Source organism: Lysobacter cavernae (assembly GCF_042648505.1).
GTDB classification, from domain to species: Bacteria; Pseudomonadota; Gammaproteobacteria; order Xanthomonadales; family Xanthomonadaceae; genus Lysobacter_L; species Lysobacter_L cavernae.
On sequence record NZ_JBHRXK010000001.1, the window covers coordinates 399,719 to 425,090 of the forward strand.

A 25,372-nucleotide genomic window follows, 5' to 3' on the forward strand; every position below is an offset into this window, starting at 1 on the left:
GCCATGGCCCACTGGATCGATCTGGACACCCCGCATGGCCCGGTCCGCGCCTGGCGCGCCGAGCCCAGCGGGCCCTCGCGCGGTGCGGTGCTCGTGCTGCAGGAGATTTTCGGCGCCAATGCGCATATCCGCCACGTCGCCGAGCGCTTTGCCGCTGCCGGGTTCGTCGCGCTGGCGCCGTCGTTGTACGACCCGGTCGAACGCGGTGTCGAACTGGACTACGACGAGCCGGGTACGCAGCGCGGCCGTGCCCTGCGCGAGCAACTTGGCTTCGACCGCGCGATCGACGTGGTGGCCACGGCGGCCGACCTGCTGCACCTGGAGGGCCTGCGCACCGGCGTGGTCGGCTACTGCTGGGGCGGCAGCGTCGCCTTCCTGGCCAATACCCGGCTGGGACTGCCGGCGGTGTCGTACTACGGCGCGCGCAGCGTGCCGTTCCTGGACGAGGCCGCACGCGCGCCGCTGATGTTCCACTTCGGCGAGCGCGACGACAGCATCCCCGCCGCCGCCATCGAGCAGCACCGCACCAGGCAGCCGCACGCACGCACCTACACCTACCCTGCCGGCCACGCCTTCAACCGCGACGTCGACAACCATGCCTACGAGCCCGCCAGCGCCGAACTGGCCTGGCAGCGCACCGTGGATTTCTTCGCGGAGAACCTGCGATGAACCGCAACACGAGCAGCGGCTGGCACCTGCACCCGCAACTGGGTGAAGACACGCATCCGATCGCCCATTTCACCCTCAGTGAATTGCGCCTGATGGACGACGCCAACCACCCGTGGCTGATCCTGGTGCCGCGGGTCGAGGGCGCGGTCGAATGGGTCGACCTCGATGACACCCAGCAGGCCGAACTGACACGCGAGATCGCCCGCGCCAGCCGCGTCTTGCAGGCGGTCTTCAAGCCGCACAAGCTCAACGTCGCCGCGCTCGGCAACCTGGTGCCGCAACTGCATGTGCACGTGATCGCGCGCTTCCAGGACGACATTGCCTGGCCGCGGCCGGTGTGGGGCATGGCCACCGCGCAGCCGTACACCCCAGAGGAACTGGTGGGCCGGATCCAGCGCCTGCAGGCCGCCTTGAACCAGTGAGTGACGTCGCATCGGCGTGCGCGGTCGAGCCCTTGGGCGACGATGCCTGGCTGCTGCGCTTCGGCGATGCCATCGACGACCGCTGCAATGCCCAGGTGCACGCGGTGGCCGCGCACATCCGCGCCGCCGCACCGGCTTGGCTGCGCGACCTGGTGCCGGCGTATGCCAGCCTCGGCGTGTTCTTCGACGACGCGGCCGATGCGGCCGACGTGCGCGACGAACTGCTGGCGCTGGTGCGGACGACCACTGTGGGCCAGTCCGCGCCCGCGACCTTGCGCACGATCGAAATACCAGTGGCCTACGGCGGTGAGTACGGCCCCGACCTGGCATCGGCCGCCGCGGAACTGGGCCTGTCGCCGGAGCAGTTGATCGCCCGCCACGCAGCAGGCGATTACACCGTGGCGATGATCGGCTTCGCCCCGGGTTTCCCGTACCTGTCCGGGCTCGACCCCGCCCTCGCACTGCCGCGCCTGGCCACGCCGCGGGCACGGGTGGCCGCCGGCAGCGTCGCCATCGGCGGCACCCAGACCGGCATCTACCCGCGCGAAAGCCCCGGCGGCTGGCGCCTGCTCGGACGCACGCCATGCACGCTGTTCGACCCTGACCACGACCCGCCGACGCTGCTGCAACCCGGCGACCGCGTGCGCTTTGTCGCCATCGACGCGGCCGCCTTCGCCGCCGCCAGCGGAGCCCGGCGGTGACGCGCGGTTTGCGGGTGCTGCGCCCGGGCCTGCTGACCACCGTGCAGGACAGCGGTCGCCGCGGCTGGCGTCATCTCGGCGTCGCCCATGCCGGCGCACTCGACCCGGCGATGGCACGGCTCGCCAATCGGCTGGTCGGCAATACGCAAGACGCTGCCGTGCTGGAACTCACCCTGCGTGGCCCGACGCTGGAATTTGCGGCGCCAGTCCGGATCGCGTTGCTCGGTGCCGCCGTCGTGGCGCGCTTTGGCGGGGTCACCGTGCCGGCGGGCCGTCCGGTCGACCTGCCCGCCGGCGTGCTGGAACTGGGCGCCGTGCGCGACGGTGCACGGGCCTGGCTGGCGGTGGCGGGTGGCATCGCCGTGCCAGTCGTGCTCGGCAGCCGCAGCACCGACCTGCGCGGCGGCTTCGGCGGCATCGATGGCCGCGCCCTGGTCGTCGGCGACGAACTGCCGCTGGGCGACACCGCGATGCCGGCTTGCGCCACGCCGCGCATCCCCGGCTGGTGGATCCGCCCGGGCGACGACCTCGACCCGCGCCGGCCGATCCGCTACCGGCCGTCGCCGCACCCGCTCGCCGACGCGCTGTCGACACGCGCCTGGCAGGTCAGTCCGAGCAGCAACCGGCAGGGATTGCGCCTGCAGGGCGACGCCCTGCCTTCGACCGCGGCCAACGCGGTGTCCGAACCGGTCGCGCCCGGGACCATCCAGCTGCCGCCTGACGGACATCCCATCGTGCTGCTGGCCGACGCGCAGACCGTCGGCGGCTACCCGCGCCTGGGCCACGTGATCGCCGCCGACCTGCCGCGGCTGGCGCAGCGATTGCCGGGGCAGGCCCTGCATTTCGAGCCCTGCGATGCCGCCACCGCGCAGCGGCTGGCTTGCACAGCACGGGCGCGGATCGCCAGAATCGCACTGATGATCGATGCGCGCCTCGCCACGGTCTGAGCTTCCGACTCACCCCTCATCCACTTCGCGGAACCCCATGAAATCCAATATCGTCGGCGCGCTGGTGCTGGTCGTCATCGGCACCCTCTTCCTGCTCAACAACCTGGGCTTCACCGACATGAGCCTGGGCCGCCTGCTCACCACCTGGTGGCCGGCGATCCTGATCGCGGTCGGCCTGGGGATGCTGTTCAAGCGCGGCTGAGGCCGCCGACGTCATGCACGCACGCATCGACTTCAATTGCGACCTGGGCGAAGGCTGCGGCGACGACGCTGCGATCCTGCCCTTCGTCAGCTCGGCCAACATCGCCTGCGGCGGCCACGCCGGCGACGAGGCGACGATGCGCGCGACGCTGCGCTTGTGCCGGATGCACGGCGTCGCCGCCGGCGCGCACCCGGGCTACGACGACCGCGAGCACTTCGGTCGTCGTCCGCTGGCGCTGGCCCGTGACGAGATCGCCCTGCTGATCCTGTCGCAACTGGCCCGGCTGTCGGCCCTCGCGGCCGATGAAGGCGTGCGGCTGACCCACGTCAAACCGCACGGCGCGCTGTACAACGTCGCCGCCGATGACCGCATCGTCGCCGAGGCGATCGTCGCGGCCGTGACCGATTTCGATCCAGGCCTGGTGCTGTACGGCCTGTCCGGCTCGGACCTGACCGCCGCGGGCGAAGCCGCCGGCCTGCACGTCGCCCACGAGGTCTTCGCCGAACGCGGCTACGGCGGCAGCGGCCGCCTGCTGCCGCGCGACACGCCGGGGGCGGTGATCGAATCGCTCGATGCGGCGATCACGCAGGTGCAGCGACTGGCCACGCGCGGCGAAGTGGTCGCCGACGACGGCCGCGTGGTCGCCCTGCGTGCCGACACCCTTTGCCTGCACGGCGACCGCGCCGACGCGCCCGCGTTTGCCCGCGCCGTGCGCGCGGCGCTGGAGGCCGATGGCATCCGCGTCCTGCCCTTCGGGACAGATGGGCAATGACTCTTCTCGGAACGTCTGGAACCAAGCCGTCATTCCCGCGTAGGCGGGAATCCATGGACTTTGCCTTGGATAGTGCAGCCATTCGCCCCCCCAAAAGAACCAACCTTCGCGGGAATGACGGGCCATGAACTACTGGCCGCTGCTCGGCGTGCTGTGGGTGGTCGTGGGCTTCGTGCTACGAATGAACCCGGTGATCGTGGTGGTCAGCGCCGGCCTGGTCAGCGGCCTCGCCGCGGGCAAGTCGCTGCCGCAACTGCTGGCCCTGCTCGGCGAGAGCTTCGTCTCCAACCGCGCGCTGCTGATGTTCGCGATGACCCTGCCGACCATCGGCCTGCTCGAGCGTGCCGGCCTGCGCGAACACGCCCTGCGCTGGATCGCGCGCCTGCGCGGCCTCACCCTGGCTCGCCTGCTGATCGGTTATCTGGCCCTGCGCCAGGGCCTGAGCACGCTCGGCCTGATCGACATCGCCGGGCATGCCCAGACCGTGCGGCCGCTACTCGCGCCGATGTCCGAGTCGGCCGCCGGGAAAACCCACGGCGAGCTGACGCGCGACGACACCCAGCGCGTGCACGCACTGGCCGCAGCCACCGACAACGTCGGCCGCTTCTTCGGCGAGGACGTGTTTCTCGCGTTCGGTGCGGTGCTGCTGATCCAGGGCTTCTACGCCGGGCACGGCATCGTGCTCGAACCGCTGCAGATCGCCCTGTGGGCCATCCCCACGGCGATTGCCGCGTTCGTGATCCACGCCATCCGCATCGTGCTGTTCCAGCGAGGGATGAGCCAACGCGGGATGAGCCAGCGGGCGCTGACCCCACGCAGCGCAGCAACCCAAGGCCCTGCCGATGCTGTCGATTGAGCACTTCTACTGGCTGCTCGCCGCGTTCCTGCTGTACGCCGGTTGGCGCAACCTGCGCGAGCGCCGCTACGCGCACGCCGCGTTCTGGAGCCTGATCGCCCTGCTGTTCGCCGCCGGTGACACGATCCTGACCGCAAGCAAGGCCGGCGACGCGCTGCCGTCGCAGGTGGCGGGCGCGGGCGTGATCGCACTGGCCCTGCTGGCAACACGCATGCGCCGCGAGCACATCGCCGAGGCCCCCGAAGCCGAGCGCGAGGCCTCGGCGGCGCGGTTGGGTCATCGCCTGTTCGTGCCGGCGCTGCTGATTCCGCTGATCACCGTGGCCGTGGTGCTGGCCGGCGAGCACCTCGCGCTCGGCGCGACGCCGCTGTTCGGCCAGGGCAGCCTGACCCTGATCGGCCTGGCACTGGCCTGCGCGGTCTCGGCCGTCGCCGCCATCGCCGTCACCGGCCAACGTCCGCGCCAGGCAGCCGACGAAGGCCGCCGCCTGCTCGACACCATGGGCTGGGCGGCACTGCTGCCGCTGGTGCTGGCCACGCTCGGCGGCGTGTTCGCGGCCAGCGGCGTCGGCGAAGCGGTCGCCTCGATCGTGTCGGCGGTGATCCCCGCCGACAGCCGCCTCGCCTGCGTGCTGGCCTACGGCCTGGGCATGGTGCTGTTCACCGTGATCATGGGCAACGCGTTCGCCGCCTTTCCGGTGATGACCGCGGGCATCGGCCTGCCGCTGCTGATCCAGCAACACGGCGCCGAACCGGCGATCCTCGGCTCGATCGGCATGCTCACCGGCTACTGCGGCACGTTGATGACGCCGATGGCGGCGAATTTCAACCTGGTGCCCGCCGCCCTGCTCGAACTCGACGACCCCAACGCGGTGATCCGCGCGCAGATACCGACCGCGATCCCGCTGCTGCTGGTCAACCTGGCGCTGATGTACTGGCTGGCATTCCGATGACCCTTCTCACGTCATTCCCGCGAAGGCGGTAATGACGACCTGAAAACCCCATGGCGCGCAAACTCCCCACCGTCCTCCTCACCGGTTTCGAACCGTTTGGCGGCGAATCCAACAACCCGAGCTGGGACGCCGTGCAGGCACTCGCCGGCACCCGCATCCACGGTCATCGCGTGGTCGCACGCTGCCTGCCGGTCGAATTCGGCGCGTCCGTGGACGAGCTGCGCCAGGTCATCGGCGAGGTGAAACCGGTGCTGGTGATCTGCGTCGGCCAGGCCGGCGGGCGCGCGCAACTCTCGCTGGAACGCGTCGCGATCAATGTCGACGACGCTCGCATCGCCGACAACGCCGGCGCGCAGCCGATCGACGAGGCGATCGCCAGCGACGGTCCGGCCGCGTATTTCACCGGCCTGCCGATCAAGGCGATGCTGTCAGCGTTGCGCGAAGCCGGCATCCCCGCCGAGGTCACGCAGACCGCTGGCACCTACGTCTGCAACCATGTCTTCTATGGCTTGATGCACGCGTTGCGAAACGTGCCGCAGGCCCGCGGCGGCTTCATCCACATCCCGTATGCTCCCGCGCAGGCGGCGCTGCACCCGGGCACGCCGAGCCTGCCGCTGCAGATCGTCGTCGACGGCCTGCGCCTGGCGATCGCCACCGCCCTGACCACCGACCTCGACACCCGCTTCACCGCGGGCGCCACCCACTGAGAATCCACCGATGCGCAAGCTACTCGCGACCCTCCTCCTGCTGGCAGTCGCCGCCCCGGCGTTCGCCGCCAGCCAGAGCCATTACGACAAGCAGGCCGGCGACGCCGCGCGCGCCGGCCGCCAGACCATCAGCCTGTTTGTCGACGTCGACCTGGGCGCCCGCAAGACCGGCGCCGCCGGCGAACTCAACCAGGCCCACCAGGCCTTCAACGCCAATGGCTACCAGGTGGTCGACGTGACCGGCTACACCGAGAACGGCGATCTGCAGGGGTTCTTCGTGACTTACAGCCGGCGCTGAGCGGCGGTGCCGGCAACAAAAAGGCCCGCTTCGGCGGGCCTTTTGTATCTATCGTGCAGAGCGCTCAGGTGCGCGGCAGCGTCACCCCGGTCTGGCCCTGGTACTTGCCGCCGCGGTCCTTGTACGAGGTCTCGCAGACTTCGTCGGACTGGAAGAACAGCATCTGCGCCACGCCCTCGTTGGCGTAGATGCGCGCCGGCAACGGCGTGGTGTTGCTGAACTCCAGGGTGACGTGGCCCTCCCACTCCGGCTCCAGCGGCGTCACGTTGACGATGATGCCGCAGCGCGCGTAGGTGCTCTTGCCCAGGCACACCACCAGGGTGTCGCGCGGGATGCGGAAGTACTCGACCGTGCGCGCCAGCGCGAAGGAATTGGGCGGGATGATGCAGACGTCAGACTCGATGTCGACGAAGCTGCCGCTGTCGAAGTGCTTCGGGTCGACGATGGTCGAGTTGATGTTGGTGAACACCTTGAACTCGCGCGAGCAGCGCACGTCGTAGCCGTAGCTGGAAGTGCCGTAACTGACGATGCGCTGGCCGTCGGCCGCATGCTTGACCTGCCCCGGCTCGAACGGCTCGATCATGCCGTGCTGCTCGGCCATGCGACGGATCCAACGGTCGGACTTGATGCTCATGCGGGGTTCCAAGGGGCTGAAGAGGCCGTGGCCGGCGATTGTAAGCGCAGCGGCTCAGTCGCCGAGCAGGGAAGCGGAGATCCCCGGGGTGACCCGTGGCCGTAGCGCCAGCCGGACCGCCAGGTTGCGGGCGGCGGCGCGGTAAGCCTGGGCGGCGGCCGAATCCGGCGCGGCGATCACCACCGGCACGCCGGCATCGCCCTGCTCGCGGATCGTGATCTCCAGCGGCAGGCTGCCCAGCAGCGGTACACCGTATTGCGCCGCCATGCGCGCACCACCGCCCTCGCCGAACACGTGCTCGGCATGGCCGCAGTTCGAGCACACGTGCACCGCCATGTTCTCGACCAGGCCCAGCACCGGCACCTGCACCTTCTCGAACATCTTCAGCGCCTTGCGCGCGTCGAGCGTAGCCACGTCCTGCGGCGTGGTCACGATCACCGCACCGGCGACCGGGATCTTCTGCGCCAGCGTCAGCTGGATGTCGCCGGTGCCCGGCGGCAGGTCGACGATCAGGTAATCGAGCCCTTCTCCATCGGGCCCGCCCCAACGCGTCTCATTGAGCAACTGGGTCAAGGCGGAGGTCGCCATCGGCCCGCGCCAGATCATCGGCGTGTCCTGCTCGACCAGCAGGCCGATCGACATCGCTTCGATGCCGTGCGCGCGCATCGGCTCGATGGTCTTGCCATCGGGGCTGTCGGGACGCCCGCTCAGGCCGAGCATGGTCGGGATGCTGGGGCCGTAGATATCGGCATCGAGCACGCCCACGCGTGCACCATCGGCCGCCAGGGCCAGCGCCAGATTGACCGCAGTCGTCGACTTGCCGACCCCGCCTTTGCCCGAGCCGATCGCGATCAGGTTGCGCACGCTCGGCAGCGGCGACAGATTCGGCTGCACCGCGTGCGAGGTGATGCGTTGCTGGATGTCGAGCCGCGCTAGCGTGCCGCCTTCGGCTTCGACGATGCGCGCCACTTCAGCCTGCAGCCATGGCTTCAGGCCCTCGCAGGCAAAGCCGAGCGTGAGCTCGACGGCAACACGGCCTTCTGCTTCCACCACGCGAATCCGTGCGCCGCTTTCGGCCAACGCGACCTGCGTTTCAGGCAGGAACAATGCGGCGATACGGGATTGCAACAACTCACTCACAACTCATCACCTTTGCCAAATCTGGCGAGAACTTATGGGGCTAGCAAAGCATTGTTAACGACATGTTACGGTCGAACCGTCAAGGGGTTTGACGCAGTTCACGGTCCAGGACGGATCGAACCAATCGCACTGGAAGTTCATTTAAAGGGGATTTTAGATGGCAGTATCCTATAAGCGGCTGCAGCGCAGCCGTCTGAGCACCGCTTTGTTCGCCGCCGTACTGATGCCGATCGCTGGCGCGGCCTTCGCGCAGGACAGCACCGCAGAAGGCAACGAGAGTGCCACCGAGCTGGACAAGGTCACCGTCACTGGCTCACTCATTCCGCAGACGCAGCTCGAGAACTTCACGCCGGTCACCGTGATTTCGGCCGAAGACATCCAGATGCGCGGTTTCACCAGCGTGTCGGATGTGCTGCAGCAATCCACCTACCAGACGGGCGGCTTTCAGGGCGGTCAGACCTCGGCCTCGTTCACCCAGGGCGCCGAAGCTGCCGGTATGTTCGGCCTGGATCCGGGCTACACCAAGTACCTGATCAACGGCCGCCCGATGTCCAATTATCCGGCGCTGTACAACGGCTCGGACACGTTCAACAACGTCAGCGGCATCCCGGTCGATCTGGTCGAGCGCATCGAGATCCTGCCCGGTGGCCAGTCGTCGCTGTACGGCTCCGACGCCATCGCCGGCGTGGTCAACGTCATCCTCAAGAAGCAGACCGACGGCCTGACGGTCAACCTGCGCGGCGGCTGGTACGGCGAAGGCGGCGGTGACACCTTCCGCATGAGCGTGTCCGACGGCTTCACCAGCACTGATGGCCGCTTCAACCTGATCGCCGGCCTGCAGTACGAAGACCGCGACCCGATCTGGGGTCATCAGCGCGACCTGACCAAGCAGTACAACACCGACGGCTATTCGGCCCCGGTGGCAAGCCGTGACTACGTGATCATCAACGGCTCGGCGCGCAACACCTACCTGTTCCTCGACCCGAACAACTGCGAGAACGTCACCGGCCAGTTCGGTGGCACCGAAGGCCTGCAGACCCGTCCTGGCTTCGGCCAGTACTGCGGCTCGTTCATGAGCCCAGGCTACCGCACCATCAAGAACGGCAAGGAGGCCACGCAGGTCTATGCGCACGCCACCTACGACGTCAACGACAACATCCAGTTGTACGGCGACCTGCTGACCAACAACGAAGACGTCGAGTACGCGACGGGCTCCAGCTACACCTGGTGGGGCACCAGCGCCAAGTACGGTTATTACTACGATCCGGACCAGCGCGCCCTACTGAACCTGCAGCGCGCGTTCTCGCCGGAAGACATCGGTGGCCTTGGCTACCGGGACATCATGAACACCGACAAGAACCGGTCCTACCAGGTGACCCTGGGAGGCAGCGGCCGCTTTGGCACCAACTGGGACTGGGATGTCGGCTTCACCCGTACCCAGTACAAGCTGACCGAACGCAACTGGGTCCGTTTCGCCGACGCGATCGACGACTACTTCGTCGCCAACGTGCTCGGCCCGCAGTTGGGCACGCACCGCGGTGTTTATCCGATCTTCCGCCCCAATTACGAAGCGTTCTACCAGCCGATGTCGCCTGCCGACTTCGCCAGCTTCACCGGCTTCGTCAACACCGAGAGCGAAACCGTCGACAACACCCTGCGCGCACAGCTGACCAACGCGTCGCTGTTCTCGCTGCCGGGCGGTGACGCCGGTCTGGCCGTGGTGGTGGAAGGCGGCTCGTCGAGCTGGGACTACACGCCCGACGCGCGCATGCTGCAGGATCCGGACACGCTCGAATCGGAAATCTGGGGCCAGACCTCGGTCAGCGGCTCGGGTGACCGCGACCGCTACGCGGTGACCGGCGAACTGCGCCTGCCGCTGTGGGAGCCGCTCACGGTGACCGTCGCCGGCCGTTACGACGCCTTCAAGGTCGCCGGCAGCACCATCGACAAGCCGACCTACAGCCTGGGTGTCGAGTACCGTCCGGTCGACAGCTTCCTGCTGCGCGGCAAGTACGGCACGGCGTTCCGCGCACCGACCCTGTCGGACGTGTTCCAGGGCATGAGCGGCTACTACACCTCCAGCACCGACTACTACCGCTGCTCGCTGGAAGATCCCAGCTTCACGCCGGGCAACACCGACGACTGCACGTACGACAACCAGCAGTACTTCGGCCAGCAGTCGGGCAACCCCGACCTGCAGCCGATCGAGGCCGACGTGTGGAACCTCGGCTTCGTGTGGGCGCCGATGAACAACCTGTCGCTGTCGGTGGACTACTTCAGCTGGGACATCCGCGACGAAGTCGACCAGCTGAGCAACGACCAGCTGCTGCTGGCGGAGTACTTCTGCCGCACCGGCCAGACCAACACCGCCTCGACGGGTTGCGAGACCGCACTGGCCTGGGTCAAGCGTGGCGCCAACAACGAGATCGAGTCGGTCTACACCCCGAAGGTCAACGTGTCACAGCAGAAGCTGGAAGCGGTCACCGCCAGCCTCAACTACCTGCTCGACGTCGGCAAATGGGGCTCACTGGCCTTCGCCGGCAACTACACCAACAACATCAAGCATACGGTGACCCCGCTGCCCGGCGCGGAGGAGATCGACCTGCTGCGTGATCCGTACTACATGTGGGTGTACGACGCCTATGCGAAGACCCGCGCCGATGCGTCGGTGGGCTGGAACATCGGCAAGTGGACGACGACCGCGTACGCCAACCGGATCGGCAAGACGCCGAACTACCTCGCGTACAGCTCTCAGTCGTGGGACTACGTGAACTCCGCAGGCGCGAAGGCCGGCTGGTGGTCGCCGTACACCACGTACAACCTGAGCCTCAACTACGAAGCCACCGAAAACGTCCGCTTGTCGTTGCTCGTGAACAACGTGCTCAACAAGATGCCGGACTATCAGGCGGCGAACTATCCGGGCACCTCGACCACGCCCTACAACAACTACCTGTACAACCCGTACGGCCGTTCGATGTACCTGGAAATGCGCTACAACTTCGGCAAGTAAGGCGTACATAACCGATGCACCCGACCCCGCCGAAAGGCGGGGTCTTTTTATGTGCGTCGTGCGGACCACCGCCTCTTCCATACGCTAACGGATGCGGTATAAGGGCTGGAGCGTGCCGCGCACGAATCCATCGATCCCTGGGAGGGGAACATGCGTACGAAATTGCTTGCCCTGCTGTTGCTGGCCATGCCGGCCCTTGCCGCTTCAACTGCTGCTTTCGCACAGACCTCGCCGGTCGGCACCTGGACCACCATCGACGACAAGACTCAGAAACCGAAGTCGGTCGTCGAGGTCTACCAGGCCAAGGACGGCAGTCTGGCCGGTCGCGTCAGCGACGTCCTGCAGTCCGATCGCGGTCCCAACCCGGTCTGCGACAAGTGCTCCGGCGACCGCAAGAACCAGCCGGTCAAGGGCATGGTGATCCTGTGGGGCATCAAGCAGAAGGGCGATACCTGGGAGGGCGGCCAGATCCTCGACCCGACCAGCGGCAAGGTCTACTCGGTGAAGGTGACACCGATCGAAGGCGGCAAGAAGCTCGAGGTCCGCGGCTTCATGGGCTTCTCGCTGCTCGGCCGCACCCAGACCTGGGTTCGGCGGTAATCCAGATTTCGCCTGGGTTACCCCAAGGTTTGCCACGGCAAACCTCGGGCTCCAGCCAGTGCGCCCCTCATTCGCGCCTGCGGCGCGAATCGCCCCCTGACTCAGGGGGCTTGTTTATGGTGCTCCGGAACACCTGATAGCTAAGTCGCTCCATTTCCAGTGGAAAGGTGAGCGGAGGCCGCATGCGATAATCGCGGCTCTCTTCGCCGTCCGGTTCCCCATGTCCCGCGAGTTCGTCGTCACCTGCGCCCTGCCCTACGCCAACGGGCCCCTGCACCTTGGCCACCTGGTCGGTTACACCCAGGCCGACATCTGGTGCCGCGCGCAGCGCATGTCCGGCCACAGAGCCTGGTACGTCTGCGCCGACGACACCCACGGCACGCCGATCATGCTCGCCGCCGAGAAAGCCGGGACCACGCCGGAAGCCTTCATCGCCGGCGTCCAAGCGAGCCACGAGCGCGACTTCGCCGACTTCGGCGTCGCTTTCGACCATTACGACTCGACCAACTCCGCGCGCAACCGCACGCTGACCGAGGCCTTCTACGCCAAGCTCGACCACAACGGCCACATCGGCCGGCGTTCGGTCGCACAGCTGTACGACGCGGTCAAGGGTATGTTCCTGCCCGACCGCTACGTCAAGGGCATCTGCCCCAACTGCGGCACGCCCGACCAGTACGGCGACAACTGCGAGAACTGCGGCGCCACCTACTCGCCAACCGAACTCAAGGAGCCGCGCTCGGTGATCAGCGGCGCCGCGCCGGAGCTGCGTGAGTCCGAGCACTTCTTCTTCGAGGTCGGCCAGTTCGAGGATTTCCTGCGCCAGTGGCTGGCCGGCGATGTCGCCGTGCCCGGCGTCAAGGCCAAGTTGCAGGAGTGGCTCAACGCCGAAGGCGGCCTGCGCGCATGGGACATCTCGCGCGATGCGCCCTACTTCGGCTTCCAGATCCCCGGCCACCCGGGCAAATACCTGTACGTGTGGCTGGATGCGCCGATCGGCTACCTGGCGAGCTTCCAGGCGCTGTGCGAGCGCGAGGGCCTGGATTTCTGGTCCTACTTCGCCCGCGACAGCCAGGCCGAGCTTCATCATTTCATCGGCAAGGACATCGTCAACTTCCACGGCCTGTTCTGGCCGGCGGTGCTGCACGGCGCCGGTTTCCGCGCGCCCACGCGCCTGCACGTCAACGGTTACCTGACCGTCGACGGCGCCAAGATGTCGAAGTCGCGCGGCACCTTCGTGATGGCGCGTACCTACCTCGACGCCGGCCTCGACCCGGAAGCGCTGCGCTACTACTACGCAACCAAGACCGCCGGCGGCGTCGACGACCTCGACCTCAACCTGGCCGACTTCGTGGCGCGGGTGAACGCCGACCTGGTCGGCAAGTTCGTCAACCTCGCCAGCCGTTGCGCCGGCTTCATCGACAAGCGTTTCGACGGCCAGCTCGCCGCCGCATTGCCCGACCATGCGATGTATGCGCGCTTCACCGCGCAGCTGGCGCCGATCGCCGAGGCCTACGCGCGTAACGAGGCCGCCACCGCGCTGCGCCTGACCATGGCGCTGGCCGACGAGGCCAACAAGTACATCGACGAGCACAAGCCGTGGGTGCTGGCCAAGCAGGACGGCGCGGACGCGCAGCTGCAGGCGGTATGCACACAGGGCCTGAACCTGTTCCGCGTGCTCAATGCCGCGCTGAAGCCGGTGCTGCCGCGCGTGGCCGCACAGGCCGAGACCTTCCTCGCTGCGCCCGTCGCGACCTGGGACGACGTTGCCGCGCCGCTGCTTTCGCACCGCATCGCCAGCTACACCCCCTTGTTCACCCGCATCGACCCCAAGCACATCGACACCATGATTGACGCCTCGAAGGAATCGCTGAAGACCGTAGACATCGCCGCGGTCCCCCAAGGGGACTTCCTTCGGGGCGTAGGAGTGGCTTCAGCCGCGAAACCCGGCGCGGCAAATACTGGGGAGAAGCTCGCGGCTGAAGCCGCTCCTACAGCCGAAGGGAGTCCTGGTGGGGCAACAGCCGCTGCCACGACTGCGGGGAGCGCCATCATCGGTATCGACGATTTCGCCAAGCTCGACCTGCGCGTCGGCAAGGTGCTGGCCTGCGAGTTCGTCGACGGCTCCGACAAGCTGCTGCGTTTTGAACTCGACGCCGGTGATCTCGGCAAGCGCCAGATCTTCTCCGGCATCCGCGGCTCCTACGGTGAGCCGGACCAACTGGTCGGCCGCAACGTGGTGTTCATTGCCAATCTGGCCCCGCGCAAAATGCGCTTCGGCCTCAGCGAGGGCATGATCCTGTCGGCCGGTTTCGACGGCGGTAGCCTGTTCCTGCTCGATGCCGATAACGGTGCGCAGCCGGGCATGCCGGTGCGTTGAGGCCGTAATCTTGGAGCCCTCTCCCTCCGGGAGAGGGGTTGGGGTGAGGGCCAACGGAGCATCGGCGGCGCAGTTCGCAGCAACGGCAATCAGCTCACACGTTCAACTGCGATCGGTGAAGCTCTGCACTCCCCGCCCCTCATCCGGCGCTGCGCGCCACCTTCTCCCAGAGGAGAAGGATTCAAATCAGAGACATGCCCGACTTCATCGAACGCCTCGACCGCATCCTTCCGCAGACCCAATGCGGTCAATGCGGCTTCGCCGGTTGCCGTCCCTACGCCGAGGCGATGGCGGCGGGCGAGGCGGACATCGACCGCTGCCCGCCCGGTGGCGATGCCGGCGCGCGTGCTCTGGCGCGACTGCTGGAGGTGGCAGCCAAGCCTTACGACCGTAGCCGCGGTGCGCACCAGCCGGCGCCGGTGGCCCTGATCGTCGAAGCCGATTGCATCGGCTGCACCAAGTGCATCCAGGCCTGTCCGGTCGACGCCATCATCGGCGGCGCCAAACACATGCACACGGTGATCGAGCCGTTGTGCACCGGCTGCGAACTGTGCGTACCGGCCTGTCCGGTCGACTGCATCGTGCTGGTGCCGCCGCACAGCGCCGCAACACCGGGCTGACGGCGCGTTATTTCGCCTGTGCCGGCGCGGCGGTGTCCGTGGCAGCCGGCACGACACAAGCCGAGCACACGCGCTCGATCTTGTAGCCCTTGCCGCGCAGCTTCTCGACCACGCCGTCGTCACCCAGCAAATGCAGCGCGCCGACCACGACCAGGGTCTGGTCCTTCTTGACGCCGTCAAGCATCTTCTGGATCTGCGGCACCCAGCTGTCGTTGCGCTCGACGTTGACGATGCGATAGGTCTCGGGGGTCTTTTCGCGCATTTCCACGCGTGTCAGCGTGTCGAGCCGGGCGATGTCGCCATCGCGCCAGGCAGCATGCAGGTCACTGAGTTGCCCCGGCATTTCCTGTGGGCGATCGAGAAAGTCCTTGAGCGCCGCGATCTGCTCGGGCATCGGCGAGGCGTCGAGCACCCGCAACTGCACGTCCATCGACTCCAGCCCGCCGGTGGGCTTGCCGGCCACCAACGCCTGCTGCATCAGGTGCTGGTCGAGCCCCTGGTCGGCGCTGAACCCCATCGACTGCGACACGCCCAGCAGCAGCGACAGGTTGACGAACCACGGCTCATAGCCCTCGAACTGCGCGATCGAGGCGCCGCGCTGCGCCAGGATGCGATTGAATTTTTCGCGCAACGCCGCCGGCAGCACCTGGCTGAGCGTGCGGCCGTCGTCGTAGCCGGCAGCAGCCATGAATTTCTGCCCGGTGGCCGGATCGAGCATCTGCTCCGGCGGTACTTCGAACACGACCCGGCTGGCAACCCCGAATGCCTGGTCGATGTCCGGCGACAGCGGGTAGTCGTCGGCCTTGAGCAGATGGAACGAACCGAGCAGGTAGACCGCGTTGTCCTGGTCCGAGACCTTCCACAGCAACGGCAGTGGCGGTGCTTTGGTCGATGCCGGCGTCGGCGCTGCGCTGCTGGCCGCGGCCGGTGTCGCAGGCCGCTCGGCCTCATGCGGTTCGACAGCGCGCTGTTCGACGGCGAACGCCACCGACATCAGGGCGGCCAAGGCCAGCACGGACAGGCACAGGGTCTTCAGGTGGCGCATCGGCATTGCATCCTTCGCGGTGTCATGGGGTGGCGTAGGCGTAGGTCTTCTCGCCGGCGTTGATCGCCAGGTCGATGCGGTTTTCCGGCGGCGGCAACGGGCAGGTGGCAAACGCGGTGAACGCGCACGGAGGGTTGTAGGACTTGTTGAAATCGAGCACGACCCGGCCGTTGACGTCGGGCTTGGGGGTATCGAGGAAGCGTCCGGCCGGATAGCTGCCATGGCCGCTGGTGCGGTCGGCAAACACCAGGAACAACTGCTCGCCGCCCTCGTCCAGGGCCTCGATGCGGTAGGGCTTGCCGTCACGCGTGAATTCGATCGCACCCGGATTGGGCACCTCATCGGTGGTGCCGATGATGTTGGCGATGGCGATGGTCTTGCCCGGCGGATGGGCGACGAACTTGCCGACGACTTTCCAGTCCTGCGTGCTCGGCCAGTATTCGAGGCCCTTGAAGCCGGCGCGGGTCGGGGCATCGGCATGCTTGACGCGCAGCGCGTAGCGCTCGCCGCGCTTGATGACCGTGGCCACGCCCTTGCCCTCGTCGAAGCCGAGCAGGTTCGGCCCGGCCGGTGCGTCGTCGGCACGCAGGATCACGCTGCCGGTCAACGGTTCGCCGTCGAGAGTGATGGCCACGCCCTTCTCCGGCACGAAGCGCAGCCGGCCGCTGCTGAGGTCGATCATGCCGAAGTGGCCCGGCCCGATGGTCAGGCGGATGCCATTGCCGGCATCGGTGCCGATGTAGTGCGCGCCCGGGTCGATCCAGTGCAGTCCGGTCAGGCTGGTCCAGCCGTCCGGCCTGGTCAGGTCGGCGACGCGCTGGTCGCGCCAGAGCTGCAGGTCGCTGCCGAAGGCCGTGCTCTCGGCCTGGGCCTGTTCGGCCAGGGCGCGCTGCTGCGCATCGGAGCCGGGACCGCTGCAGGCCGTCGCGGCCAGCACTACGGCGATCGCACACGACTTCAGGACAACGGACATCTCAACGCCCTCGCAGGAACCAGCGGTCGATTTCGGGCAGGGTGAAGCGCGCCCAGGTAGGGCGTCCATGATTGCATTGACCGGAGCGTTCGGTGACTTCCATCTCGCGCAGCAGGGCATTCATCTCGGGCAAAGTGAGACGCCGGTTCGCGCGGATGGCACCGTGACAGGCCATCGTCGCCAGCAACTCATCGCGCGCGGCCGCCACACGCCGTGACTCGCCGTGTTCGCGCAAGTCGGCGAGCACGTCGCGCAGCAGCGCCTCGACGTCGCCGTGCGCAAGCAGCGCCGGCACGCTGCGCAGGGTCAGCGCCTGCAGCCCACTGCGCGTGACGTCGAAGCCGAGCGCCGCCAGCGTCGCAGCCTCGCGCTCGGCGACATCGGCCTCGCGCTCGGCCACGGCCAGGGTCGCCGGCACCAGCAGCGGCTGCGTGCGCAGGCCTTCGCCGTCGTGGGCGGTCTTGAGCTTCTCGTAGCCGATGCGCTCATGGGCAGCGTGCATGTCGACCACGATCAGCCCTTCGACACTCTCGGCGAGGATGTAGATGCCGTGCAGCTGCGCGATCGCATAACCCAGGGGCGGCAGGGTGGCATCGGCGCTGACCGGCAGCGATGTGTGCCGCATCGACACCACCGGCGATGGCGACGGTGCACCGTACAGCGCGGCATAGCCGGCACGGGTTTCCTCGACCTGCAAGCCGAGCGGCACCTGCGGTGCATTCCAGTGGTACGACTGCGTCGGCGGCACTGCGGCCGCATGGCCCACCTGCGCGTTGACACCATCTGCGGACGCAGCCAAGCCCGGCACCGCGCCGGCCCGGGTCTCGGCCAGGGCGCCCTGCAGCGTGCGATAGACGAAGTCGTGGATCAGCCGGGCATCGCGGAATCGCACCTCGTGCTTGGCCGGATGCACGTTGACGTCGACGCGGCGCGGATCGAGTTCGAGAAACAGCACGTACGCCGGCTGGCGGCCGTGGAACAACACGTCGGCATACGCCTGCTTGACCGCATGCGCGATGCTGCGGTCGCGCACCGCGCGGCCGTTGACGTAGAGGTACTGCTGGTCGGCGCTGGCGCGGTTGTAGGCGGGCTGGCCGATCCAGCCGTGCAGACGCAGGCCTGCGCCTTCATGGTCCACGCGTAGCGCATTGCGCGCGAATTCCTCACCCAGTGCTTCGTGCAGGCGCGCTTCGGACAGCCCCGTCTCCATCAACGCGCTGCCTTCGCCCTTCCAGCGCCGCGACGGCTTGCCGTTGTGCGAGACACGCAGCTCGACATCGGGCCGCGCCAACGCCAGCTGCCGCAGCCATTCCTCGATGTGGCTCAACTCGGTGCGCTCGGCCTTGAGGAATTTGCGCCGCGCCGGCACGTTGAAGAACAGGTCGCGCACCTCGACGGTGGTGCCCTGCGGGTGCGGCTTGGGCGCGACCGCGCCGACGCGGCCTCCGTCGACGTCCAGCGCCGCGCCGTGCTCGCTGTCGATGCGGCGCGACATCAACGCGAAACGGCTGACCGAGGCGATCGACGGCAGCGCTTCACCGCGAAAACCGAGCGTGGCCACGCCTTCCAGATCGTCGAGCGAGGCGATCTTGCTGGTCGCGTGGCGCGACACCGCCAGCGGCAGTTCGTCAGCAGCGATGCCGGCCCCATCGTCGCGGATGCGGATCAGCCGCACGCCGCCTTCCTCCAGGTCGATGTCGATACGACGGGCGCCGGCGTCGAGGGCGTTCTCGACCAGTTCCTTGACCACGGACGCGGGCCGTTCGACGACCTCGCCGGCGGCAATCTGGTTGATGAGGGTGTCGGGCAGTTGGCGGATCGTCACGGCACGCGCGACACCACGCGGGTGCCGTCGAAAGGATCAGCCGTGATGATAGCCGAGCGACGCTACCGCTTTACGGACTGCCACCGCCGGCGCCGCCGATCGACGCCGAATACTGCGCATCCGCGCGTGCGGCGTAGAACGTGCCCGGTGGCGGCTGGCGGGTGAAGTAGGTATTGACGCCGTCCAGTACCGCCCGTGCCAAGGCCCGCTGGTGCGACGGATCGGTGAGACGCCGCTCTTCGTCGGGGTTGGAGATGAAAGCGGTCTCCACCAGCATCGACGGCATGTCGGAGGTGCGCAGCACGGCGAAGTTGGCGCGCTCGATATTCGGCTTGTGGTTGTTGCCGATGCGCTTGAGCCCGGTCAGCACGTGCGTGGCCGCGTCTTCCGATGCCTTCATGTGGCCGCTCTGGGTCAGATCGAGCAGCACCGAGGCCAGCGTGTTGTTGGCTTGCTCCAGGCGCACGCCGCCGATCAGGTCGGAGGCGTTTTCCTTGTCGGCCAGCCAGCGTGCGCGCTGCGAGGACGCGCCCTTGAGCGAGAGCACGTACACCGACGAGCCTTTGGCGGCGCGGTTCTCGGCGGCATCGGCGTGGATCGAGACGAACATGTCGGCCTTACCCTGGCGCGCCAGCTGCGCGCGCCGCGGCAGCGGGATGAACACGTCGGTATCGCGGGTCAGGTAGGCCTTGAGCCCGGGCGTGGCGTTGACCTGGCGCGCGAGCTCGCGTGCGATCGCCAGGGTCACGTCCTTCTCGCGCTTGCCCGAGGGGCCGACGGCGCCGGGGTCCTGGCCGCCGTGACCGGCGTCGATGGCGATGACCAGCGGCCGCATGCCGCGACCGCGCATCACGTCCTTGATGGTTTTGACCGGGGCCGCGGACGACGCGGCATCGGTGGTCGGAGTCGGCGCAGAAGCGGAGGCACCGACTGCGGTGCCGGGCATCGGCGTGGACTGGCCGGTGGCGATGCGGGTGGGCACGCCGGTCGCGACCGTGGTCGGCACCGGCGGCGCCGCGGGCGTTGGTGTCGGCTGGGCCGGCGTCGCCTGCGGCGGCGTGCTCGGCGGCTCGTTCGCCGTCGACGTCGCGTTGCGGGCGACGATGTCCGAAATCAGCCGGCTGGTGGCGGCGGCGGATGCCGCCCCTTGATCAATCTGCGGTGGCTCGTTCGCCGGCGACGTTGCCGGTTGCGCGGCGTCCGGGGCGTGGGTCGCGGTCGCGATGGCCGGCGCTTCCGTGCGCGGCGCGATCGGAGCGGATTCGGCACCGTCGCCGGGCCATTCCAGCACCAGACGCGGGCCGTTGCCGCCCTGCTCGATGCGCGGCTTCAACACCGCCACCGGCTGCGCCAGGTCGAACACGATACGGGCGGTGCCCGGCGCCGGCTGGCCGGTGCGCACCGCCTTGATGACGCCGGCACTGGCCGGAACGCGGAAACCACGACCGAGACTGGACGCCGGCAGGTCGACCACCAGCCGGTCCGGGCCTTGCAGGCTGATGACCTTGAATTCTGCTTCGCGGTCGAGGGCGATCTCGGCACGGGTGCCGGTGGCGCCGTTACTCAGCTCCAAGCCCTTGATTTCACTGGCATGCGCCAGATTCCAGGCCAACGCGGCCAGCAGCGCGATGCCGAGCAGGAACTTCTGAACGGTGGCCGCCTTGACGCGCATGGCCGTTAGTCAACCACCGGCGCAGCAATTTTGCAAGCACTTTTCCCTTATGAATCCGCGACCTGCCGCAACTTCCTAGGGGATCGTTCAGGAGTCGGCTGCAACCCCCTGCTCGCTGGTGAGGCGCTCTAGCCAGTCGCGCCCGACCGCCGTACCGGCCACCAGCCGTGCCTGCCTCCCCGCCCCGGCGACGGCCAGCTCGACGGTCAGATCCGCTGGCGGCAGGGTGCCGCTCCCGCGTTCGGGCCATTCAATCAGCCACAGGTGCGCTTCCTCGCCATCCAGGCCGAGGAATTCGAGTTCGCCGGCATCGGCAATCCGGTACAGGTCCAGATGCCAGGCCTCACCACCAGTGGCCAAGGGATAACGCTCGACCAGGGTGTAGGTTGGGCTGCGGATCGCGCCCTGCACGCCGAGCGCGCGCAACAACGCGCGGGCGAGCGTCGACTTGCCCGCGCCGAGATCACCCTGCAGATGCACCACGGCGTGCATCGGTCGCGAATGCGCCAGTCGCGCACCAAGCGCATCGGTGGCGGCGCTGTCGGTCAACTCCAACGAAATTGCATCGGGTGCAATCACCACGGCTCCTGGACTAATCACGCACGCTTTCGGGATTGGCAAAATGGCGCAGCCACGGCATCAGATCACTCGGCAACAGGCCGCGCTCGCCGCCCTCGTGCGCAGCGGCGTCGCCAGCGGCGGCGTGCAGCAACGCACCGCAACTGGCGGCATCGAAGGCGCGCAGTCCCTGCGCGCGCAAGGCCGAAATCACACCGCTGAGCACGTCGCCCATGCCGCCCACGGCCATGCCGGGATTGCCGGCGGCGATCACGCGCGGCGTTTCGTGCGCGGCGACGACAATACTGCCGGCACCCTTGAGCACCACCACGCAGGCATAGCGTTCGCACAGGGCGTGTGCCGCCGCAAAACGATCGCACTGCACGTCGGCGGTGGTGCATCCGAGCAGGCGCGCGGCCTCGCCCGGATGCGGCGTCATGACCGCATCGGCCGGCAAGGCGAACGGATGCGCCGCCAGCAGGTTCAGGGCATCGGCGTCGAGCAGCAGCGGCTTGCCGCTGGCCATGGCGCGCTCGAACAGCGCGCGCCCCCATGCGTCCTGGCCGAGTCCGGGCCCGAGCGCGATCACGTCGGCACGCTCCAGCGCCATCTGCAGCGAGGCCGCATCGACAACGCCATGCGCCATCGCCTCGGGCAATCGCGACAGCAACGCGGTGACATGCGACTCGCGCGTGCCGACCTCGGCCAAGCCCGCTCCGCTGCGCAAGGTCGCTTCGGCGCATAGCGCGATCGCCCCACCGCTGCCGTGATCACCACCTATGCACAGCACGCGGCCGTTGCGACCTTTGTGGCTGTCGCGCGGACGCGGCGTCAGCCACCGCGACAGATCGATCGGCGCCAGCCGCTCGGCACGGACCGGCACATCCGTCGTGAAGTTGTCTCCGGCCTGGGTCAACGTCGCCAATGACACCGTGCCGGCATGATCAAGCGCAGCCCCGGTCCGCAGACCGGCCTTGGCCGCGAGGAATTCGATGGTGCGCACCGCGATCACCGCCGGCGAGTGCGCATGGCCACGATCGGCATCGACGCCACTGGGCACGTCCAGGGCCAGCACCGGTGCCGATTGCGCATTGATCGCCTCGATCAGGGCGCCACTGACGGCATCCGGCGCGCGTGCCAGCCCGATGCCGAACAAGGCATCGACCAGCACGTCTGCTACGGGCAACGCGCCCGATTCGAATACCTCGACCGCCCCGCCACTGGCTGCGTAATCGCACGCGGCGCGGCGCGCGAGCTCGCTGCGCGGCGCCTGTCCGGGCAGGTGAACGGCGATTACCGGACGCCCGGCCTCCTGCGCGTGTCGCGCCAGCACGTAGCCGTCACCGCCGTTGTTGCCAGGGCCGCATACCACCACGATGCGCTGCGCCTGCGGCCAGTGCGCCAGCAACTCGCGCCAGGCAGCCTGGCCGGCGCGGCGCATCAGTGCGTAATCGTCGCCCAGCACCTGCGCCGCCCGCGCCTCGACCGAGCGCAAGGCGGCGGCATCGTAGAGGGCGGCGGTGAACGGCGCGGCATCGTGAGGCATCGCACGATTCTATACTTGCCACACCGTGAAACCCGCCGAACACCCGCTGCACCCGATACCCACCGCGATGCCCGACTACGCCGTACTGGCGCGGCGCATCCGCGCGCTGGCACACGAGTTCGGTTTCCAGCGTTGCGGCATCGCCGGCATCGAACTCGGCGACGACGAGGCCCACCTGCGCGATTGGCTGGCGCAGGGGCTGTACGGCTCGATGGACTGGATGGCGCGCCACGGCGAGCTGCGCGCACGCCCCGACGCCCTGCACCCCGGCACCATCCGCGTGATTTCGGTCGGCCTCGACTACGGCCGCGATGCCGACGAAGCCTGGGCCACGCTTGACGCGGGCGAACGCGCCTATGTCGCCCGCTACGCGCTCGGCCGCGACTACCACAAGCTGATGCGCCAGCGCCTGCAACGGCTCGCCGACCGCATCGCCGCGGAGGTGGGTCCGTTCGGGCACCGCGTGTTCGTCGATTCGGCACCGGTGCTGGAGCGCGCGCTGGCGCGCAACGCCGGCCTGGGCTGGATCGGCAAGCACACCTGCCTGATCGACAAGGACGGCGGCTCGTTCTTCTTCCTCGGCGAGATCTACGTCGACCTGCCGTTGCCGGTCGATGCGCCAGCCAGCGCGCATTGCGGCACCTGCCGTCGTTGCATCGACATCTGCCCGACCCAGGCCATCGTCGCGCCGTACCGACTGGATGCGCGACGCTGCATCGCCTACCTCACCATCGAGCACGAAGGCGCGATTCCCGAGGAGCTGCGCGCACCGATCGGCAACCGCATCTTCGGCTGCGACGACTGCCAGCTGATCTGCCCCTGGAACAAGTTTGCGCAGCGCACCGACGAGCCGGACTTCCGTACCCGCAACGACCTCGACAAGGCCACGCTGGTGCAGTTGTTCGCCTGGAGCGAACCGGAGTTCCTTCAGCGCACCGAAGGCACGGCGATCCGCCGCAGCGGCTTTGAGCGCTGGCAGCGCAACATCGCGGTGGCGCTGGGCAATGCGCCGTCGACGCCGGAAGTGGTGGCTGCGCTGCAGTCGCGCCGCGAGTCCGCCAGTCCGATGGTGCGCGAGCACATCGAGTGGGCGCTGCAGCGGCACGGCGTTTAGCTCCTCTCTCTTCGGCGCCCGAAGGGTATCCAGAGCCGAGAGGGGCTGAGGCGAGGGTTCGCTGCGAGCACCAAACCTCGCGTTCGCCCCGTACCCTCATCCGCCCTTTGGGCACCTTCTAAATCAGCGGCAGCCCGGGTAAGCGAAGCGCACCCGGGGCCAATCTCCCGGATGCGGCCTTCGGCCTTATCCGGGCTGCTGGTCAGCGCAACTGGTCGAGCAGCGCCCGGGTCACCGGGTCATCGGCCTGCGCCTCGCCCGCCAACGCCGGTAGCAAGCGGCTCGCGACCTGCTTGCCCAGCTCGACGCCGAACTGGTCGAAGGCGTTGATGCCCCAGACCACCGACTGCAGGTAGACGCTGTGCTCGTACAGCGCCAGCAGCGCACCGAATGATTCCGGCGTAAGTGCGTCGAGCAGGATCATCGTGGTCGGCCGGCCGCCGGCATAGGCGCGGTGCGGGTCGTCGCTGGCCTGGCCGTTGGCGAAGGCCTCGGTTTGCGCCAGCAGGTTGGCGTGCAGTGCGCGATGGTTGTCGGCATACGGTGTATCGCTGCGCACCACACCGATGAAGTCGGACGGCACGATCGAGGTGCCCTGGTGCAGCGCCTGGAAGAAGCTGTGCTGGGTGTCGGTACCAGCGCCACCCCACCACACCGGCACCGTATCGACCTCCACCGCGGAGCCGTCGGTGCGCACCGACTTGCCCAGGCTCTCCATCACCAGTTGCTGCAGGTAGTTGGACAGCAGCTTCAGGCGTTCGTCGTAGGCGTGCACGGCCTGGGTGGCGTAGCCGAGACCGTTGCGGTTCCACACCGCGGTCAGCGCATGCCAGGCAGCGAGGTTTTGTTCGAGCGGCGTGTGCAGCACGTGCGCGTCCATCTGCGCGGCACCGGCCAGCATCGCCTCGAACGCGTCCATGCCGATCGCCAGCGCGATCGGAAACCCGACCGCCGACCACAACGAATAACGCCCGCCAACCCAGTCCCACATCGGCAGGATGCGCTCGGGCGGGATGCCGAACGCCGCGGCGGGACGCTCGACATTGGCCGACACCGCATACAGGCGTCCACCATCCGCCGACGCGTGCTCGCCGAGCCAGTCGCGCAGGATCGCGCCGTTGAGCAGCGTCTCCTGCGTTCCAAAGGTCTTGGAAATGAGCACTGCAGCCGTGTGGCGCGGGTCGAGCCCGGCCAGCACGCGCTGCGCGGCATGGCCATCGACATTGGAAAGGAAATGCACGCGGAACCGACCCGGCGCCGCGCCGGTCAGCGCATCGACCGCCAGGCGCGGCCCCAGATCGGAGCCACCGATGCCAACGCTGACGACATCGGTGACGTCGCCGGCAGCCAACGCATCGATCAGCACACGCATGCGCGCCCGCGCTTCCACGGCCTGCGCGTGGGCCGCGCGTGCGGTCGCCGTCGATGACAGGTCACCACGCAGCGCCGTGTGCAGCACGGCACGGCCTTCGGTGAGGTTGATCTTCTCGCCGTCGAACAGCGCCTGCAGCTTGTGCCGGGCACCGGCCTGTTCTGCAAGGACAAACAACGCGGCCAGCGCATCGCGGTCGTAATGCTGGCGTGCGAAGTTGGCGTAGATCGGGCCGACGCGCAGGGCGAAATCCTGCGCGCGGGCCGGATCATCGACAACGAGCTTGTGCAGCGGAGTTTGAACAACACGCCCTGCCTGGGCGAGAAGTTGGCTCAGACGGGGTTCGTGGCTCATGCGCTG

The 25,372-nt window shown here is 68.1% G+C and carries 24 protein-coding genes; 15 read left to right on the top strand and 9 right to left on the bottom strand.

Features of this window, described 5'->3' with window-relative positions:
- Positions 1-3: 3 nt before the first annotated feature.
- The 10 genes from ACFOLC_RS01860 (at position 4) to ACFOLC_RS01905 (ending at position 6,526) form a co-directional block, all read left to right on the top strand.
- Positions 4-669: a dienelactone hydrolase family protein gene (locus ACFOLC_RS01860; protein WP_386757037.1), complete on the top strand. Its 666-nt coding sequence runs from the start codon at positions 4-6 to the stop codon at positions 667-669.
- Positions 666-1,091 carry an HIT family protein gene (locus ACFOLC_RS01865; protein ID WP_386757038.1) on the top strand — a complete coding sequence of 142 codons (426 nt, stop codon included), beginning with the start codon at positions 666-668 and terminating at the stop codon, positions 1,089-1,091. The genes ACFOLC_RS01860 and ACFOLC_RS01865 overlap by 4 nt, the downstream gene beginning before the upstream one ends.
- The gene (gene pxpB / locus ACFOLC_RS01870; protein WP_386757040.1) at positions 1,088-1,792 is read left to right on the top strand and encodes a 5-oxoprolinase subunit PxpB; all 705 of its coding nucleotides are present in this window, start codon (positions 1,088-1,090) and stop codon (positions 1,790-1,792) included. Before ACFOLC_RS01865 ends, pxpB begins: the two co-directional genes overlap by 4 nt.
- Entirely contained in the window at positions 1,789-2,739 is a 951-nt protein-coding gene (locus ACFOLC_RS01875) for a 5-oxoprolinase subunit C family protein (RefSeq protein WP_386757042.1), read from the top strand. The genes pxpB and ACFOLC_RS01875 overlap by 4 nt, the downstream gene beginning before the upstream one ends.
- Before the next feature lie 37 nt (positions 2,740-2,776).
- On the top strand, positions 2,777-2,941 hold the full coding sequence (locus ACFOLC_RS01880; protein WP_386757043.1) for a LiaI-LiaF-like domain-containing protein: 165 nt from the start codon (positions 2,777-2,779) through the stop codon (positions 2,939-2,941).
- Between the two features lie 13 nt (positions 2,942-2,954).
- Positions 2,955-3,713, top strand: coding sequence for a LamB/YcsF family protein (locus tag ACFOLC_RS01885; protein ID WP_386757044.1), 759 nt, complete (start codon positions 2,955-2,957; stop codon positions 3,711-3,713).
- Positions 3,714-3,837: 124 nt separating this feature from the next.
- Positions 3,838-4,569 carry a DUF969 domain-containing protein gene (locus ACFOLC_RS01890; protein ID WP_386757045.1) on the top strand — a complete coding sequence of 244 codons (732 nt, stop codon included), beginning with the start codon at positions 3,838-3,840 and terminating at the stop codon, positions 4,567-4,569.
- Positions 4,556-5,521 carry a DUF979 domain-containing protein gene (locus ACFOLC_RS01895; RefSeq protein WP_386757046.1) on the top strand — a complete coding sequence of 322 codons (966 nt, stop codon included), beginning with the start codon at positions 4,556-4,558 and terminating at the stop codon, positions 5,519-5,521. The genes ACFOLC_RS01890 and ACFOLC_RS01895 overlap by 14 nt, the downstream gene beginning before the upstream one ends.
- A gap of 50 nt (positions 5,522-5,571) precedes the next feature.
- Positions 5,572-6,228, top strand: coding sequence for a pyroglutamyl-peptidase I (pcp, locus tag ACFOLC_RS01900; protein WP_386757047.1), 657 nt, complete (start codon positions 5,572-5,574; stop codon positions 6,226-6,228).
- 10 nt (positions 6,229-6,238) lie between these two features.
- Positions 6,239-6,526, top strand: coding sequence for a hypothetical protein (locus ACFOLC_RS01905; protein WP_386757049.1), 288 nt, complete (start codon positions 6,239-6,241; stop codon positions 6,524-6,526).
- 64 nt (positions 6,527-6,590) lie between these two features.
- Here the strand turns inward: ACFOLC_RS01905 and dcd are convergent, their stop codons facing one another.
- Positions 6,591-7,160, bottom strand: coding sequence for a dCTP deaminase (gene dcd / locus ACFOLC_RS01910; protein WP_386757050.1), 570 nt, complete (start codon positions 7,158-7,160; stop codon positions 6,591-6,593).
- 54 nt (positions 7,161-7,214) lie between these two features.
- Positions 7,215-8,300 carry an iron-sulfur cluster carrier protein ApbC gene (gene apbC, locus ACFOLC_RS01915; protein WP_386757052.1) on the bottom strand — a complete coding sequence of 362 codons (1,086 nt, stop codon included), beginning with the start codon at positions 8,298-8,300 and terminating at the stop codon, positions 7,215-7,217.
- 157 nt (positions 8,301-8,457) lie between these two features.
- Between apbC and ACFOLC_RS01920 the strand changes: the two genes are divergently transcribed.
- From ACFOLC_RS01920 to rnfB, 4 genes are all read left to right on the top strand, one after another.
- On the top strand, positions 8,458-11,310 hold the full coding sequence (locus tag ACFOLC_RS01920; protein ID WP_386757053.1) for a TonB-dependent receptor plug domain-containing protein: 2,853 nt from the start codon (positions 8,458-8,460) through the stop codon (positions 11,308-11,310).
- Positions 11,311-11,460: 150 nt separating this feature from the next.
- Entirely contained in the window at positions 11,461-11,910 is a 450-nt protein-coding gene (locus tag ACFOLC_RS01925) for a DUF2147 domain-containing protein (protein ID WP_386757055.1), read from the top strand.
- A gap of 220 nt (positions 11,911-12,130) precedes the next feature.
- Entirely contained in the window at positions 12,131-14,287 is a 2,157-nt protein-coding gene (gene metG, locus ACFOLC_RS01930) for a methionine--tRNA ligase (RefSeq protein ID WP_386757057.1), read from the top strand.
- A 194-nt stretch (positions 14,288-14,481) separates the two neighbouring features.
- Positions 14,482-14,907, top strand: coding sequence for an Rnf electron transport complex subunit RnfB (gene rnfB / locus ACFOLC_RS01935; RefSeq protein ID WP_386757058.1), 426 nt, complete (start codon positions 14,482-14,484; stop codon positions 14,905-14,907).
- Positions 14,908-14,914: 7 nt separating this feature from the next.
- Here the strand turns inward: rnfB and ACFOLC_RS01940 are convergent, their stop codons facing one another.
- The 6 genes from ACFOLC_RS01940 to ACFOLC_RS01965 all read right to left on the bottom strand — a co-directional run bounded on the left by ACFOLC_RS01940 (position 14,915) and on the right by ACFOLC_RS01965 (position 22,526).
- Positions 14,915-15,952, bottom strand: coding sequence for a TraB/GumN family protein (locus ACFOLC_RS01940; protein WP_386757059.1), 1,038 nt, complete (start codon positions 15,950-15,952; stop codon positions 14,915-14,917).
- 22 nt (positions 15,953-15,974) lie between these two features.
- Complete coding sequence (locus ACFOLC_RS01945; RefSeq protein ID WP_386757060.1) at positions 15,975-16,925, bottom strand: DUF1684 domain-containing protein; 951 nt, start codon at positions 16,923-16,925, stop codon at positions 15,975-15,977.
- 1 nt (position 16,926) lies between these two features.
- Positions 16,927-18,750: a DNA mismatch repair endonuclease MutL gene (gene mutL, locus ACFOLC_RS01950; RefSeq protein ID WP_386757061.1), complete on the bottom strand. Its 1,824-nt coding sequence runs from the start codon at positions 18,748-18,750 to the stop codon at positions 16,927-16,929.
- A gap of 70 nt (positions 18,751-18,820) precedes the next feature.
- Entirely contained in the window at positions 18,821-20,422 is a 1,602-nt protein-coding gene (locus ACFOLC_RS01955) for an N-acetylmuramoyl-L-alanine amidase (RefSeq protein ID WP_386757063.1), read from the bottom strand.
- Positions 20,423-20,509: 87 nt separating this feature from the next.
- Positions 20,510-20,998, bottom strand: coding sequence for a tRNA (adenosine(37)-N6)-threonylcarbamoyltransferase complex ATPase subunit type 1 TsaE (gene tsaE / locus ACFOLC_RS01960; RefSeq protein ID WP_386757931.1), 489 nt, complete (start codon positions 20,996-20,998; stop codon positions 20,510-20,512).
- 16 nt (positions 20,999-21,014) lie between these two features.
- Complete coding sequence (locus ACFOLC_RS01965) at positions 21,015-22,526, bottom strand: NAD(P)H-hydrate dehydratase (protein ID WP_386757064.1); 1,512 nt, start codon at positions 22,524-22,526, stop codon at positions 21,015-21,017.
- Positions 22,527-22,593: 67 nt separating this feature from the next.
- Between ACFOLC_RS01965 and queG the strand changes: the two genes are divergently transcribed.
- The gene (queG, locus tag ACFOLC_RS01970) at positions 22,594-23,640 is read left to right on the top strand and encodes a tRNA epoxyqueuosine(34) reductase QueG (protein ID WP_386757933.1); all 1,047 of its coding nucleotides are present in this window, start codon (positions 22,594-22,596) and stop codon (positions 23,638-23,640) included.
- Between the two features lie 202 nt (positions 23,641-23,842).
- On the opposite strand, the gene pgi is transcribed toward queG, so the two are convergent.
- A complete protein-coding gene (gene pgi, locus ACFOLC_RS01975) occupies positions 23,843-25,366 on the bottom strand; it encodes a glucose-6-phosphate isomerase (protein WP_386757065.1) in 1,524 nt (507 codons plus the stop codon).
- Between the last annotated feature and the right edge of the window lie 6 nt (positions 25,367-25,372).

What these genes read in the sequence shown, in the direction of transcription:
- ACFOLC_RS01865 (WP_386757038.1), top strand. Translation starts at nt 666, where the DNA reads ATGAACCGCAACACGAGCAGCGGCTGGCACCTGCACCCGCAACTGGGT.
- ACFOLC_RS01885 (WP_386757044.1), top strand. Translation starts at nt 2,955, where the DNA reads ATGCACGCACGCATCGACTTCAATTGCGACCTGGGCGAAGGCTGCGGC.
- metG (WP_386757057.1), top strand. Translation starts at nt 12,131, where the DNA reads ATGTCCCGCGAGTTCGTCGTCACCTGCGCCCTGCCCTACGCCAACGGG.
- ACFOLC_RS01955 (WP_386757063.1), bottom strand. Translation starts at nt 20,422, where the DNA reads ATGCGCGTCAAGGCGGCCACCGTTCAGAAGTTCCTGCTCGGCATCGCG.
- ACFOLC_RS01945 (WP_386757060.1), bottom strand. Translation starts at nt 16,925, where the DNA reads ATGTCCGTTGTCCTGAAGTCGTGTGCGATCGCCGTAGTGCTGGCCGCG.
- queG (WP_386757933.1), top strand. Translation starts at nt 22,594, where the DNA reads ATGCCCGACTACGCCGTACTGGCGCGGCGCATCCGCGCGCTGGCACAC.
- pcp (WP_386757047.1), top strand. Translation starts at nt 5,572, where the DNA reads ATGGCGCGCAAACTCCCCACCGTCCTCCTCACCGGTTTCGAACCGTTT.
- ACFOLC_RS01860 (WP_386757037.1), top strand. Translation starts at nt 4, where the DNA reads ATGGCCCACTGGATCGATCTGGACACCCCGCATGGCCCGGTCCGCGCC.
- ACFOLC_RS01925 (WP_386757055.1), top strand. Translation starts at nt 11,461, where the DNA reads ATGCGTACGAAATTGCTTGCCCTGCTGTTGCTGGCCATGCCGGCCCTT.
- ACFOLC_RS01895 (WP_386757046.1), top strand. Translation starts at nt 4,556, where the DNA reads ATGCTGTCGATTGAGCACTTCTACTGGCTGCTCGCCGCGTTCCTGCTG.
- ACFOLC_RS01920 (WP_386757053.1), top strand. Translation starts at nt 8,458, where the DNA reads ATGGCAGTATCCTATAAGCGGCTGCAGCGCAGCCGTCTGAGCACCGCT.
- pgi (WP_386757065.1), bottom strand. Translation starts at nt 25,366, where the DNA reads ATGAGCCACGAACCCCGTCTGAGCCAACTTCTCGCCCAGGCAGGGCGT.
- ACFOLC_RS01905 (WP_386757049.1), top strand. Translation starts at nt 6,239, where the DNA reads ATGCGCAAGCTACTCGCGACCCTCCTCCTGCTGGCAGTCGCCGCCCCG.
- rnfB (WP_386757058.1), top strand. Translation starts at nt 14,482, where the DNA reads ATGCCCGACTTCATCGAACGCCTCGACCGCATCCTTCCGCAGACCCAA.
- ACFOLC_RS01965 (WP_386757064.1), bottom strand. Translation starts at nt 22,526, where the DNA reads ATGCCTCACGATGCCGCGCCGTTCACCGCCGCCCTCTACGATGCCGCC.
- ACFOLC_RS01940 (WP_386757059.1), bottom strand. Translation starts at nt 15,952, where the DNA reads ATGCGCCACCTGAAGACCCTGTGCCTGTCCGTGCTGGCCTTGGCCGCC.
- dcd (WP_386757050.1), bottom strand. Translation starts at nt 7,160, where the DNA reads ATGAGCATCAAGTCCGACCGTTGGATCCGTCGCATGGCCGAGCAGCAC.
- ACFOLC_RS01880 (WP_386757043.1), top strand. Translation starts at nt 2,777, where the DNA reads ATGAAATCCAATATCGTCGGCGCGCTGGTGCTGGTCGTCATCGGCACC.
- ACFOLC_RS01890 (WP_386757045.1), top strand. Translation starts at nt 3,838, where the DNA reads ATGAACTACTGGCCGCTGCTCGGCGTGCTGTGGGTGGTCGTGGGCTTC.